Genomic DNA, 13543 nt, shown 5'->3' with positions numbered 1-13543 from the left:
ACGTGATGGCGGATTTCTGGACTTGGCAGCTTTCCCCGCAAACCGCGCTGGCCGCCCTCGTCATCGGCTACCTGCTCGGCTCGATCCCTTTCGGCCTGTTGCTGACGCGCATGGCCGGCCTCGGCGACGTGCGCAACATCGGCTCGGGCAATATCGGCGCGACCAACGTGCTGCGCACCGGCAACAAGGGACTTGCTGCAGCGACGCTGCTGCTCGACGCTTTCAAGGGCACGGCTGCCGTTCTGATCGTCGCACATTTCTTCGGTGAAGATGCTGCCGTTCTCGCCGGCTTCGCCGCCTTTATCGGTCACATCTTTCCGGTGTGGATCGGCTTCAAGGGCGGCAAGGGCGTGGCCACCTATCTCGGCATCCTGCTTGGCCTGGCGCCGCTGATGGCCCTGATCTTCGCTATTATCTGGCTGGTAATTGCCTTTACCACCCGCTACTCCTCGCTTTCCGCGCTGGTTGCAACTCTTGTCATTCCGGTTGTATTATGGATATTGGGCGTCGATAAGATCGCCGGTGCCATGGCGCTGATGACCATCATCTCCTGGTACAAGCACAGGGCCAATATCGCCCGCCTCACCACCGGGACGGAAAGCAAGATCGGAGCGAAGGGGTAATGGACGCAGGCAGCGCAAAACGAAATGGAGTTGCGCTGACCGAAAAACAAAGGATCGCCTGGCTCAGGCTCATTCGCTCCGACAATGTCGGCCCGTCCACCTTTCGCGACCTTATCAATCACTACGGTTCCGCAGAGGCGGCGCTTGCGATGCTGCCGGAGCTGTCGCAGCGCGGCGGCTCGACGCGCGCCGTCCGCATAGCCGACGAGCGGGATGCATTGCGGGAGCTGGAAGCGGCACATCGCTTCGGCGCACGCTTCGTCGGCATCGGTGAACCGGACTTTCCCCCTGCCCTTCGAGAGATCGACGGCGCGCCGCCGCTGCTTGCGGTCAAGGGCAACATGCCAACGGCGACGAGACCGGCCATCGGCATGGTCGGCTCGCGAAATGCCTCGATCAGCGGTGCAAAATTCACGGCGATGATCGCGCGCACCTGCGGCGAGGCCGGCTATGCCGTCGTCTCCGGCCTGGCGCGTGGCATCGATACGGCGGCGCATCGCGCCAGCCTTGCGACGGGCACGATCGCTGCCATGGCGGGCGGACTGGACCAGCCCTACCCGCCTGAGAATATCGGGCTGCTCAGCGACATATGGGACGGCAACGGGCTCGCCGTCAGCGAAATGCCCTTCGGCTGGGAGCCGCGAGCACGTGACTTTCCACGGCGTAATCGCCTCATCGCCGGAATCTCTCTCGGCGTCGTGGTCGTCGAGGCGGCAACGCGATCCGGCTCGCTAATCACGGCGCGCCTTGCCGGCGAATTCGGCAGGCTCGTCTTTGCCGTTCCCGGCTCGCCGCTCGATCCGCGCTGCGAAGGAACGAACGGACTGCTGAAAGACGGCGCGATGATCGTGACCGCACCGGACGATGTCGTCGAGGCACTGCGGCCGCTCGCAGAGCCCGATCTCTTTCGCCCGCGCCCCGCTGTACCGCCCGCTGAAAAGAGCAACCCGCTCTCCACGCCGCCAGACGACGCCGAACGTGATCACATTGTCGATGCGCTCGGGCCGACACCGGTCGAGATCGACGATATCGTCCGTCACACTGGCCTGCCGATATCGGCCGTTCATTCCGTCCTTCTCGAATTGGACATGGCCGGCCGACTGCACCGCCATCCCGGCGGATTGGTGTCGATCTCCATGCTGGATTGAAAACTGTGACACGCATACCAATTCTAAGCATCGCATCGCCGCGCCAAGCGCAAAAATTGCCTTCGCCTCTTGACCGCGACGAATTCCCTGTCCATGTCGGAAGGCCAAGAAGACGGAAAAGCCCGGTTTCTTCCGCGCCTTGCAAAGGCACGACCTCTTATTCAGAGACTTAATGATGAACGTAGTAGTGGTGGAATCGCCTGCCAAGGCCAAGACAATCAACAAATATCTGGGACCCGGATATAAGGTTCTTGCTTCCTTCGGCCATGTGCGTGACCTGCCCGCCAAAGACGGTTCGGTACTGCCGGATCAGGATTTCGAAATGCTTTGGGAAGTCGATGGCGCTTCGCAAAAGCGCATGAAGGACATCGCCGACGCGGTGAAATCCTCCGATGCTCTCTTCCTCGCGACCGACCCGGATCGCGAAGGTGAAGCGATCTCCTGGCATGTTCTCGACCTGCTTAACAAGAAGCGCGTCATCAACGGCAAGCCGGTGAAGCGCGTCGTTTTCAACGCCATTACCAAGAAGGCCGTGCTCGACGCGATGGCCGATCCGCGCGATATCGACGTGCCGCTGGTCGATGCCTATCTTGCCCGCCGCGCCCTCGACTATCTCGTCGGCTTCAACCTGTCGCCGGTCCTTTGGCGCAAGCTGCCTGGCGCCCGCTCTGCCGGCCGCGTGCAGTCCGTCGCGCTTCGCCTCGTCTGCGACCGTGAGTCCGAGATCGAGCGCTTCATTTCCGAAGAATACTGGAACCTCTCGGCGATCCTGAAGACACCGCGCGGCGATGAATTCGAGGCGCGCCTGGTTGCCGCCGACGGCAAGCGCCTGCAGGCGCGCTCGATTGCCAACGGTGAAGAGGCCGGCAAGCTGAAGGCATTGCTGGAAGGTGCCGCCTATGTCGTCGACAGCGTCGAGGCAAAGCCGGTCAAGCGCAACCCGGCGCCGCCTTTCACCACGTCGACGCTGCAGCAGGCCGCATCCTCCAAGCTCGGCTTCTCGGCCTCGCGCACCATGCAGGTCGCGCAGAAACTCTATGAAGGCGTCGATATCGGCGGCGAGACCGTCGGTCTCATCACCTATATGCGTACGGACGGCGTGCAGATGGCGCCGGAAGCGATCGATGCAGCACGGCGCGCCATTGCCGATCAATTCGGCAACCGCTACCTGCCGGAAAAGGCACGCTTCTACTCGACCAAGGCGAAGAACGCCCAGGAAGCGCACGAAGCCATTCGCCCGACCGATTTCGATCGCACGCCGGACCGCGTCCGCAAGTTCCTCGATGGCGACCAACTGCGGCTCTACGACCTGATCTGGAAGCGCGGCATCGCCAGCCAGATGGCATCCGCCGAGATCGAGCGCACGACCGTCGAAATCCTTGCCGACAATGCCGGTAAGAAAGCCGGCTTGCGCGCCGTCGGCTCCGTGATCCGCTTCGACGGCTTCATCGCCGCCTATACAGACCAGAAGGAAGACGGCGAGCAAAGCGACGATGCCGACGACGAAGATGGTCGCCTACCGGAGATCAATGCGCGCGAAAACCTCGCCAAGCAGAAGATCAACTCGACCCAGCATTTCACCGAGCCGCCGCCGCGCTACTCGGAAGCATCGCTGATCAAGAAGATGGAAGAGCTCGGCATCGGCCGTCCGTCGACCTATGCCGCGACGCTCGCGACGCTGCGTGACCGCGACTACGTGACGATCGACAAGCGCAAGCTGTTGCCTCAAGCCAAGGGTCGGCTGGTGACAGCCTTCCTCGAAAGCTTCTTCACCAAATACGTAGAGTACGACTTCACCGCCGATCTTGAAGAGAAGCTCGACCGCATTTCCGCCGGCGAATTGAACTGGAAGGACGTACTTCGCGACTTCTGGACCAATTTCTTCGCGCAGATCGAGGACACCAAGGAACTGCGCGTCACCAACGTGCTCGACGCGCTGAACGAGGCGCTGGCGCCGCTGGTGTTCCCGAAGCGCGAAGACGGCAGCGATCCGCGCATCTGCCAGGTCTGCGGCACGGGCAACCTGTCGCTGAAGCTCGGGAAATACGGCGCCTTCGTCGGCTGCTCGAACTATCCGGAGTGCAACTATACGCGCCAGCTTTCTTCCGAAGGCGGCGCGGAAGCCGAATCCAACGGATTGAACGAACCGAAAGCTCTCGGCGCAGATCCTGTGACCGGCGAAGAGCTGACGCTGCGTTCGGGTCGCTTCGGGCCCTATATCCAGCGCGGCGACGGCAAGGATGCCAAGCGTGCATCGCTGCCGCGCGGCTGGAAGCCCGAGGATATCGATTATGAGAAGGCGATGGCCCTGATCTCGCTGCCGCGAGACATCGGCAAGCATCCGGAAAGCGGCAAGATGATCTCTTCCGGTATCGGCCGCTACGGCCCCTTCCTGCTGCATGATGGCGGCTACGCCAATCTCGAAAGCGTGGAAGACGTCTTCACAGTCGGCCTGAACCGTGCCGTGACGCTGATTGCCGAGAAGCAGAGCAAGGCGGCCGGCGGCAGAGCCCGCGGCGGCACTCCTGCAGCGCTGAAGGAGCTTGGCGAGCATCCGGATGGCGGCGGCGCGATCACGGTGCGCGACGGCAAGTATGGTCCCTATGTCAACTGGGGCAAGGTCAACGCCACCCTGCCGAAGGGCACGGATCCGCAGGCAATCACGGTCGAGGAAGCCCTGGCTCTGATCGCAGCCAAGGCCGGCAAGAGCGGCAGCACGACCAAGAAAGCGCCCGCCAAGGCAAAGGCGGCGGCCGCCGGCGCAAAAGCGACGAAAACGACCGCCAAACCGAAGGCTACTGCAAAGAAGCCTGCGGCCAAGACGGCAGCGAAAAAGAAGAGTGCAGAGTGAGCAGAGAACCGCGCGGCAGGATTCCATCGTCGGAACGGCGTTCCGGCAAACCCGGCCGCGCCGGTAAGGCAAGCGGCAACGACGAGCCGATGATGGCTATCGTCCACGGCGTGCTGCCGCCGCGCGAAATCATCCTGCGCTTCATCGCCGATCATCCGCAGCAGGCTTCCAAACGCGAACTGGCCAAGGCCTTCGGCTTGAAGGGCGAAAGCCGCGTCGCGCTGAAGGAACTGCTGCGCGAACTCGAAGAAGAAGGCATGGTGCAGAAGAGCCGCAAGTCGCTCATCCGCCCCGGCGCGCTGCCACCGATCGCCGTTCTCGATATCACCACCCGCGACAAGGACGGCAGTTTGATCGGCCGCCCGGCCGAATGGGCAGACGAAAACGGTGTCGCACCGGCCGTGATGATCAAGCAATCCTCATCGCCCGCCGGCCGTAACGGCAAGGGCAAGGCGCCGGTCGCCGGCATGGGTGACCGCATCCTTGCCAAGATCTTCCCGGCGGTGGATCGCGGCGGCCCGGCCTATACGGCGCGCATCATCAAGGTCATCGACAAACGGCAAGGCGCCTCCATGGGCGTCTTCCGCGAGACGCCCGGCGGCGGCGGCCGACTGATGCCGATCGAACGGCGCGGCGAGGAAATGGTGATCGATCCGGATTATACGGGCGGTGCCAAGGACGGCGATCTGGTCGAGGTCGAAGTCGCTCGTCTCGGCCGTTTCGGCCTGCAGCGCGCCAAGGTACTGTCTGTCATCGGTTCGGTCGCTTCGGAAAAGGCGATCTCGATGATCGCCATTCATGCCCACGGCATTCCCCACGTCTTTCCGGCCGCTGTCATCGCGGAGGCCGACGCAGCCAAGCCGGCGACCATGTCGCATCGCGAGGATTGGCGCAGCCTGCCGCTGATCACTATCGATCCAGCGGACGCCAAGGACCATGACGACGCCGTCTATGCCGAGATGGACCCCTCGCCGGACAATCCCGACGGGGTGATCGTCACCGTCGCCATTGCCGACGTCTCATGGTACGTGCGCCCGAACTCGCCGCTCGACCGCGAAGCGCTGAAGCGCGGCAACTCGGTCTATTTCCCCGACCGCGTCGTGCCCATGCTGCCGGAGCGCATCTCCAACGATCTCTGCTCGCTGAAGGAGGGCGTCGACCGCCCTGCCCTCGCGGTGCGGATAATTTTCTCCAAGGAAGGTCGCAAGGCAGGCCACACCTTCCATCGCATCATGATGAAGAGCGCGGCCAAGCTTTCCTACCAGCAGGCGCAGGCGGCGATCGACGGCCAGCCCGACGACAAGACCGGGCCGATGCTGGAACCGATCCTCAAGCCGCTTTGGCACGCCTACGGCATTCTGAAGAAGGGCCGCGACCGGCGTCAGCCGCTCGAGCTCGACATGCCCGAGCGCAAGATCCTGCTGAAGCCGGACGGTACGGTCGATCGCGTCTTCGTGCCGCCGCGCCTCGACGCCCACAAGCTCATCGAAGAGATGATGATCCAGGCGAACGTCGCTGCCGCCGAGACGCTCGAGAAGAAGAAGCAGGCGCTGATCTACCGCATCCATGACGGGCCGACGCTCGCCAAACAGGAGGTGCTGCGCGAATTCCTGGCGACGCTCGGCATTTCGCTCGCCAAAGGCGGCAACGTTAGAGCCAACAGCTTCAACGGCATCCTTGCGAAAGCTGAGGATACGCCGCATCAGACCATGGTCAACGAGATGGTGCTGCGCTCGCAGAGCCAGGCGATCTACAGCCCGGACAATATCGGGCATTTCGGCCTCAACTTGATGAAATACGCGCACTTCACCTCGCCGATCCGCCGCTACGCGGATCTGATCGTGCACCGTGCGCTCGTCGGCTCGCTCGGCCTCGGCGAGGGTGGCATCACGCCGGACGAAGAGGCAGCGCTCGACGATATCGCCGCCGAAATCTCGACTTTCGAGCGCCGCGCCATGGCGGCCGAACGCGAAACGGTGGATCGGCTTATCGCCCATCACCTCGCCGGCCGCGTCGGGGCGGAATTCGAGGCACGCGTCGGCGGTGTCACCAAGTCGGGACTTTTTGTCACCCTGCCCGACTATGGCGCCGATGGTTTCATCCCTATATCTACGCTCGGCACCGATTACTTCATCTACGACGAGGCGCATCAGGCGCTGACCGGCGAGAAGACGGGGCTCGGTTACCGTCTCGGCGACGATGTGACCGTAAAACTGGTAGAAGCCGTGCCGCTTGCCGGGGCGCTGCGCTTCGAAATGCTGAGCGACGGGCGGCCGATGCCGACGGCGGTGCGTTCCTTCCACAAGGCAACTCGCCGCAACAAGGCCCCTGCACGCAAAGCGCCGGGGACGAGACCGCCGCGCGGCCGCCGATAAGGGGCGGCTGTCGGCCAGAAGGAAGAGCGTTCATGACGGGCAGTCCATCCGATTCCCCCATCCGCTATGGCGGCTCCGATGAAAACGAACGCCCGCTCGGCCGGTCGATTTCCCGCGGCATGCTCAATCGCTGTCCGCGCTGCGGTACGGGTAAACTCTTCAGCACATTCCTGAAGCCGGTCGATCATTGTGCCGTTTGCAACGAAGAGATCTTCCATCAGCGGGCCGACGATCTGCCGCCCTACCTCGTGATCTTCGTTCTCGGTCATCTCATCGTCGGCGGCTACATGATGACGGACATGGCCTTCAGCCTGCCAATGTGGGCGCATCTTGCCATCTGGGCTCCCATCACCGTTATCGCGGCACTTGCGATCATCCAACCCATCAAAGGCGGCGTTATCGGCCTGCAATGGGCGCTGCGCATGCATGGCTTCGGCGGCCACGACGACAGCCCGGACGAATGGGATCAGGGAAACAGCCGGTCGTGACCGTGCCGGCCAGCCTGTATCGCCGGCCCGCCCGGCAAGCCGTGGCCATTTGGTATCGCCGCGGCTTTCTACCGAGAACCGGCATCGATTCGCCGCATATTCGCGCTTCGCAAGAATTGCTTTGCCGGCAACGACTTGACATCAGCGGCATTTCTTGTCTGTACATGCCGGGCGTCGAAAGGATCATTGCGGGGGATATGACCGATCACATGAAAGCCGACCCGTCACCTAAATTTGGCCGAGCCGTGCCTTTCTGTTTCCCACGTCCGAATCGATTCGCCTGCCATACGCTCCAAGGATCCGTTTATGCTTGAACCGACGAACGACAAGGCCGGCCATGTCGAAGAGATTCACTGGCCTTCGCTCGTCGCAGCCATCGCGTCCGTGTCCGCCGTGGGCATTGCCATCGGGTTGGGCCTGCCGCTTCTCAGCATCATTCTGGAAAAACGCGGCATCCCCTCGAGCCTGATCGGGCTTAACACGGCAATGATGGGCGTCGCGGCCATGCTTGCCGCGATCATCACGACGAAGCTTGCGCATCGTTTCGGCGTCGTACAGACGATGATCTGGGCGGTCATACTCTCCGCGCTGAGTTCGCTGGGCTTCTACTACGCGGAAAACCTCCTCCTGTGGTTCCCGCTGCGCATCATCTTCCACGGATCGACGACCACGCTGTTCATCCTGTCGGAATTCTGGATCAATGCCGCCTCGCCGCCTTCCAAGCGCGGCTTCGTGCTCGGCCTATACTCCACGGTCTTCTCGCTCGGTTTTGCGGCCGGTCCTCTGCTGTTCTCGCTTGTCGGCAGCGAAGGGCTCATGCCCTTTGTCATCGGCGCCTGCATCATTCTGGCGGCCGCCATACCGATCTTTATCGCCCGCAATGAAAGCCCGCTCGTCGACGAGAAGCCCGAGCTGCATTTCGTGCGCTACATCTTCCTGGTCCCGACGGCGACGGCTGCGGTATTCGTATTCGGCGCCGTCACCGTCGGCGGCGGATCCCTGTTCACCAGCTATGCGACGCGGCTCGGCTTCAACGAATCACAAGCGGCGCTGCTGCTGACCGTCATGGGCGTCGGCAATTTCGTCTTTCAGATCCCGCTCGGGCTGCTTGCCGATCGCATGCGCGATAAGCGACCCTTGTTGTCGATCATGGCCCTCATCGGCTTCGTGGGCGCGCTGCTGCTGCCGTCTCTCTCCTCGAACTGGATCATTCTCGCTGTCATTCTGCTCTTCTGGGGCGGCTGCGTCTCCGGCATGTACACCGTCGGACTCAGCCATCTGGGCACGCGGCTGACCGGCGCCGATCTCGTGGCGGCCAATGCGGCCTTCGTTTTCTGCTATGCCATCGGCATGGTTCTCGGGCCGCCGACCATCGGCACGGCCATGGATTTGGCCAATCCCAGCGGCTTTGCCTGGGCTGTTGCCTTTTTCTTTGGCCTTTATGTCCTGCTTTCGGGGATACGGCTGCTTTTCATGGGCAACAGGGGTTGACTTTTCGGGCGCGATTTGTAGTTTCGCGCCAGAATTCGCCGTGGACCTCCGCACTGGCCGTCCACGGCGTTCATTTTTATTAAAGGCAGGACGACCATGGCCAAGGCTACCACCATCAAGATCAAGCTGCTGTCGACGGCCGACACCGGTTTCTTCTACGTCACGACGAAGAACAGCCGTACGATGACGGACAAGATGACGAAGACGAAGTACGACCCGGTTGCTAAGAAGCACGTCGAGTTCAAGGAAACGAAGATCAAGTAAGTTTCCTAAACCCTGGGTTTCAAGAAGGCGCTGCCTGCGGGCTAGCGCCTTTTTTTGTTTTGCCGCCATTTTTCGGCTCCAAGCTCGCCCGAACGTATCGGTTCAGGACGCCATGGAAGAGAGATTGCCTGGCTGCCTCAAAGAAAAACGCCGCCTTCGAAAACCGAAGAGCGGCGTTTTGAGTTTGGGGGCCGGCTAGCATGCAAAACGGCACGAGGAACCGTTATCTCTTGCCTGCCAGCCGACCGACCCCACGACCCAGGAGATGCGGCGGACCTGAGCATCATGGGGTATCTCGAACCCCTGAGGGGCTGTCTCTGTACGGGACTAAATTCGCGCGAAATCGGAAGAAAATCAACAAATTCTTAATGATGAAAAATACCTGTTTGCCCAGATGGTTAAAATTCACATCTTCGCCGGCAGGCATTTTCTACAGAATTAACAAATTAAATTTGAAAATCTATAAATAGAAAAGAGACAACTCTCGCATAAATAGCAAATTATAAATACACATACTTAAGAAAATCCGCACATAAAAGCAATTTTTGACTACCAATCAATCTATTTTCACGCTCACGCTCAGATCTTCAAAAATAAATCTTGATTTAATAGCAACTCATACGGCACAAACTAAAATAATCGTCATAACAACCAACCGTCACTTCAATAATAAGCAAAACTCGGAGAATTGTTTTTTACGATGTCCAAATAGCTATGATCAGAATTTGAAGTTCAAAAGCACTTCTGCCTTGTTCAAAACTTCAGAAATCCCCCGAATATTTACTGGAAATTTTACCTATAATGGCCCATTTTCGGTCAAGCAGCTGACGCGACAACTCGGTTGCGCCCCGCCCTTTTTGCCTCATAGAGCGCGCGGTCGGCCTGCTTCATCAACTGCTCCGGCGTCTCCACCGTCTCCAAACGGCACGAGATTCCAAACGAAGCGGTAATGTTAAGTGCCACGCCGCTATCCCTCAGCCGCACCGGCATATTTTCTACCGCAGCGCGCAGACGCTCGGCGACGCCGGCAGCAACATCGGCGGGCGTATCCGGCATCACGACGACGAACTCTTCGCCGCCATAACGGCAGGCGAGATCGGCGCCGCGCACAGTGGAGCGGATGCGGCTGGCAAACTCCTTGAGCACCTCATCACCGGCATCATGACCATAGGTGTCGTTGACCAGCTTGAAGCGATCGATATCGGCGATCAGGACGGAGAGCGGCCGTGCGCGCGCCAATGACCGGTCGAAAAGGATCTTCAGGTGATTATCGAGATAGCGCCTGTTGTTCAGGCCGGTGAGCGCATCGGTGACGGCAAGCTCGATGGTGTGCTGCACGCTGGCGCGCAGACGGTCGTTATAGCGTTTGCGGCGTATCTGCGTCAGGCAGCGCGCCACCAGCTCGTTCGGATCGATCGGGCGGATAACGTAATCGTTGACGCCCAGATCGAGCGCGCGAATGATCATGTCGTCTGCACCCTGCTCGGTCACCAGCAGGACGGGGAGGAAACGCGTGCGTTCCAGCGAGCGAAGCTGGGAGCAGAGCCGCAGTGGATCGTAATCGTCGAAATTCGAATTCACGATGACGAGCTCGAACGGCCGCTCCGCCGCTTCGAACAAGGCCGCCTGCGGGTCGGACATGGCGACGACCTGGGCGATCGGCTTGAGCGTGCGGATGATTCGTTCCTGCGAATTGGCGCGGCCGTCGACCAGAAGCACCTGCCCGGCCTCTTCGGCACGGCCATCGCCAGCACGAAGCAAGTCGTCGATACCGAAGTTGCGCGCGGTCTCGTTGCGCATATGCAGCTCATCGCTCAGCGTCTTCAAGCGCAGCAGGCTCTTGACGCGTGAGATGAGCTGGAGGTCGTTGACCGGCTTGGTCAGGAAATCGTCGGCACCGGCCTTGAGGCCGCGCACGCGGTCGGCGGGCTGATCAAGCGCAGTGACCATGACCACGGGTATGTGGGCGGTGCGGGGGTCGGATTTCAGGCGTTCGCACACCTCAAAGCCATCCATGCCTGGCATCATGATATCCAGAAGGATCAAGTCCACCTGCGCGCTCGCACAGATGGCGAGCGCCTTCAGCCCGTCTTCGGCCGTCAGCACTTCGAAATATTCGGCCAGCAGCCGTGCTTCCAGAAGCTTTACGTTGGCGGGGATATCGTCGACTACCAGGATGCGCGCTGTCATCATTCCCTTCCCATCTTCAGGCGTCGCCAAGATAGGTCTTGATCGTCTCGATGAATTTCGGCACGGAAATCGGCTTCGAGACATAGGCTTCGCATCCGCCCTGGCGAATGCGCTCCTCATCCCCCTTCATGGCGAAAGCCGTGACCGCGATCACCGGGATGACGTGCAGATCGTCATCTTCCTTGAGCCATTTGGTGACTTCCAGGCCGGAAACCTCCGGAAGCTGGATATCCATGAGGATCAGGTCCGGACGGTGCTTGCGCGCGAGATCGAGCGCTTCCATGCCGTTGCGGGTCTGGATCGTCGTATAGCCGGACGCTTCGATCAGATCGCGAAAGAGCTTCATATTGAGCTCATTGTCTTCTACAATCATTACCTGCTTAGGCATGGAGAGCTGTCCCTGCATCCGGTATTGCATCCATTCTCTCGAAATATAGGGTCGCGAGGAACCGATTCCACAAATACTTGAATCGGACACTACCGGGATTTGGTTGAAAAATAGGTAAATCACCCTTCAAAATGCAAAGTAACTTCAAGAACCCGAAGAAGAATGCGGCCGACCCGCAAGAGACAGCGATCGCCGTACTCGGCTGGCTCGCCAATGAGCCCGATATGTTCGGGCGCTTCCTGGCGCTCACCGGCGTCGAGCCGGCGCAGGTGCGCAATGCAATCAACGAGCCGGCCTTTCTGGCAGGCATGCTCGACTTCCTGATGAACCACGAGCCGACATTGCTGGCCTTCTGCGAGGCACGCGGCATTCCGCCCGAAGCCGTTGCTGCCGCATCGGCGCATTTCTCGCCGCCTGGCCTCGCTTCCGGAGAATATTGACGATGGATGCTCCGCTCGAATTCGATACATCGCATATCCGTCTCCAGGATCGGCCTCTGATCGTCTGCGATGTCGATGACGTCGTATTGCATTTCTTTGCGCCTTTCCTGACCTTCCTCGATGGCGAGGGCCATGAATTCCTGCCCAGATCCTTCCGGCTGACCGGCAATATCGTTTCCAAGCTCAATGGGACGGCGCTGGAGGAGAAGGACGTCCATCGGCTGATCGACGCTTTCTTCGAGGCACAGGAACAGTGGCAGACGCCATTCGATCGGGTTGTCGATACGCTTGGCGATTTCTCCAGGGATGCCGATATCGTTTTCCTCACGGCCATGCCGCCGCAGTTCTGGGCTCAGCGGCGGCGTCTTCTCGACCGGCTCGACCTCGCCTATCCCCTGCTTGCGTCGCTGCAGCCGAAAGGGCCGATCGTGCGGTCGCTGCATGCGGAGCGCACGTTGCCGGTCGCCTTCATCGACGACATGGCTCACAATCTGCATTCGGTCAGCGAACATGTTCCGGATTGCCTCCTGATCAATCTGAAACCGGATTCCATCGTTCATCGCATGGCGCCCTCCGCACCGGCGGGTATCAGCGAAGCCAACGAATGGAGCCAGGCGGCTCCCTTGCTCCGGGCTCATATCATCCGCTGAAGCCAGCCGCCCATTTCAGAGGACGAGACGCATCAGCGGCCGCCCGTCCTTGCGTTTGGCAACTTCGGAAAATCCGGCCGCCTCGAATATCCGCAGCGAGCCAACATAAAGACCGACAGATTTCGACTGCTTCGTGCGTTCGATTGGACAGCCCTCGAGCAGGCGCGCGCCGGAAGCCCTTGCGAAATTCACGGCTTCCGACAGCATGCGATGGCTATATCCCTTGCCGCGATCCCTGGAATTCATGAAGAAGCAGCTCACGGCCCAGACGGAGCCATCCTCGGCATCCGCCGGATCGAGCGGGCGCGATACCGTTTTCTGCGAATTCCATTGCGGCAGCTCCGAACGGGGACCGACCTGCACCCAGGCAACCGGGCGCTCGCCGATATAGCCGAGAAGACCGGGCGGCGGCCCGCCGGCGATGCGCTCCTGCATGAAGCGTTTCTTGGCGTCTCCGTCCATCGTGTTGCGCTCAGATGTCGGAATGCGGAAATGGGTGCACCAGCAACCGTAACAGGCGCCACTCGGCCCGAAGAGCGTCTCGAAATCGCCCCAGCGATCCGACGTCAACGGCTGTACCTTTAAATTCTCCACACCTTCCTCCCCGTTGCTTTCCAGCTTGAGACTCGCAAAGT

At 60.6% G+C, this 13543-nt stretch carries 12 protein-coding genes; 9 read left to right on the top strand and 3 right to left on the bottom strand.

The features are described from left to right. The first annotated feature begins 5 nt into the window (after window positions 1-5). From plsY to rpmG, 7 genes are all read left to right on the top strand, one after another. Window positions 6-623, top strand: a complete 618-nt coding sequence (plsY, locus tag RHSP_RS21460) for a glycerol-3-phosphate 1-O-acyltransferase PlsY (protein WP_004122567.1) — start codon at window positions 6-8, stop codon at window positions 621-623. Next, window positions 623-1771, top strand: coding sequence for a DNA-processing protein DprA (gene dprA / locus RHSP_RS21455; RefSeq protein WP_004122564.1), 1149 nt, complete (start codon window positions 623-625; stop codon window positions 1769-1771). Before plsY ends, dprA begins: the two co-directional genes overlap by 1 nt. Before the next feature lie 175 nt (window positions 1772-1946). After that, window positions 1947-4622: a type I DNA topoisomerase gene (gene topA, locus RHSP_RS21450; protein WP_037153652.1), complete on the top strand. Its 2676-nt coding sequence runs from the start codon at window positions 1947-1949 to the stop codon at window positions 4620-4622. Continuing rightward, entirely contained in the window at window positions 4619-6997 is a 2379-nt protein-coding gene (rnr, locus tag RHSP_RS21445) for a ribonuclease R (protein WP_004122559.1), read from the top strand. Before topA ends, rnr begins: the two co-directional genes overlap by 4 nt. A gap of 32 nt (window positions 6998-7029) precedes the next feature. After that, a complete protein-coding gene (locus RHSP_RS21440; RefSeq protein ID WP_004122557.1) occupies window positions 7030-7485 on the top strand; it encodes a DUF983 domain-containing protein in 456 nt (151 codons plus the stop codon). Between the two features lie 306 nt (window positions 7486-7791). Next, the gene (locus tag RHSP_RS21435; protein ID WP_037153580.1) at window positions 7792-8976 is read left to right on the top strand and encodes an MFS transporter; all 1185 of its coding nucleotides are present in this window, start codon (window positions 7792-7794) and stop codon (window positions 8974-8976) included. Between the two features lie 96 nt (window positions 8977-9072). Next, window positions 9073-9240: a 50S ribosomal protein L33 gene (gene rpmG, locus RHSP_RS21430; RefSeq protein ID WP_003547442.1), complete on the top strand. Its 168-nt coding sequence runs from the start codon at window positions 9073-9075 to the stop codon at window positions 9238-9240. Window positions 9241-10056: 816 nt separating this feature from the next. Here the strand turns inward: rpmG and RHSP_RS21425 are convergent. After that, window positions 10057-11430 carry a PleD family two-component system response regulator gene (locus tag RHSP_RS21425; protein WP_037153650.1) on the bottom strand — a complete coding sequence of 458 codons (1374 nt, stop codon included), beginning with the start codon at window positions 11428-11430 and terminating at the stop codon, window positions 10057-10059. 16 nt (window positions 11431-11446) lie between these two features. Next, on the bottom strand, window positions 11447-11818 hold the full coding sequence (locus tag RHSP_RS21420) for a response regulator (protein WP_028754034.1): 372 nt from the start codon (window positions 11816-11818) through the stop codon (window positions 11447-11449). Window positions 11819-11949: 131 nt separating this feature from the next. On the opposite strand from RHSP_RS21420, the gene RHSP_RS21415 reads away from it, so the two are divergent. Beyond that, entirely contained in the window at window positions 11950-12258 is a 309-nt protein-coding gene (locus tag RHSP_RS21415; RefSeq protein WP_037153568.1) for a DUF3572 domain-containing protein, read from the top strand. A gap of 2 nt (window positions 12259-12260) precedes the next feature. Beyond that, entirely contained in the window at window positions 12261-12908 is a 648-nt protein-coding gene (locus tag RHSP_RS21410) for a hypothetical protein (RefSeq protein WP_037153565.1), read from the top strand. A gap of 15 nt (window positions 12909-12923) precedes the next feature. Here the strand turns inward: RHSP_RS21410 and RHSP_RS21405 are convergent, their stop codons facing one another. Beyond that, window positions 12924-13502, bottom strand: coding sequence for a GNAT family N-acetyltransferase (locus RHSP_RS21405; protein WP_037153562.1), 579 nt, complete (start codon window positions 13500-13502; stop codon window positions 12924-12926). Between the last annotated feature and the right edge of the window lie 41 nt (window positions 13503-13543).

It is taken from the genome of Rhizobium freirei PRF 81, assembly GCF_000359745.1.
Lineage (GTDB): Bacteria > Pseudomonadota > Alphaproteobacteria > Rhizobiales > Rhizobiaceae > Rhizobium > Rhizobium freirei.
The sequence above is the reverse complement of the archived record's forward strand: the minus strand, read 5'-3'. Positions and strand labels throughout refer to the sequence as shown.

Excerpts from the sequence above, each read along its gene's own strand:
- RHSP_RS21415 (WP_037153568.1), top strand. The coding sequence starts at position 11,950 with ATGCAAAGTAACTTCAAGAACCCGAAGAAGAATGCGGCCGACCCGCAA.
- RHSP_RS21435 (WP_037153580.1), top strand. The coding sequence starts at position 7,792 with ATGCTTGAACCGACGAACGACAAGGCCGGCCATGTCGAAGAGATTCAC.
- topA (WP_037153652.1), top strand. The coding sequence starts at position 1,947 with ATGAACGTAGTAGTGGTGGAATCGCCTGCCAAGGCCAAGACAATCAAC.
- RHSP_RS21420 (WP_028754034.1), bottom strand. The coding sequence starts at position 11,818 with ATGCCTAAGCAGGTAATGATTGTAGAAGACAATGAGCTCAATATGAAG.
- RHSP_RS21410 (WP_037153565.1), top strand. The coding sequence starts at position 12,261 with ATGGATGCTCCGCTCGAATTCGATACATCGCATATCCGTCTCCAGGAT.
- dprA (WP_004122564.1), top strand. The coding sequence starts at position 623 with ATGGACGCAGGCAGCGCAAAACGAAATGGAGTTGCGCTGACCGAAAAA.
- RHSP_RS21425 (WP_037153650.1), bottom strand. The coding sequence starts at position 11,430 with ATGACAGCGCGCATCCTGGTAGTCGACGATATCCCCGCCAACGTAAAG.
- rpmG (WP_003547442.1), top strand. The coding sequence starts at position 9,073 with ATGGCCAAGGCTACCACCATCAAGATCAAGCTGCTGTCGACGGCCGAC.
- RHSP_RS21440 (WP_004122557.1), top strand. The coding sequence starts at position 7,030 with ATGACGGGCAGTCCATCCGATTCCCCCATCCGCTATGGCGGCTCCGAT.
- plsY (WP_004122567.1), top strand. The coding sequence starts at position 6 with ATGGCGGATTTCTGGACTTGGCAGCTTTCCCCGCAAACCGCGCTGGCC.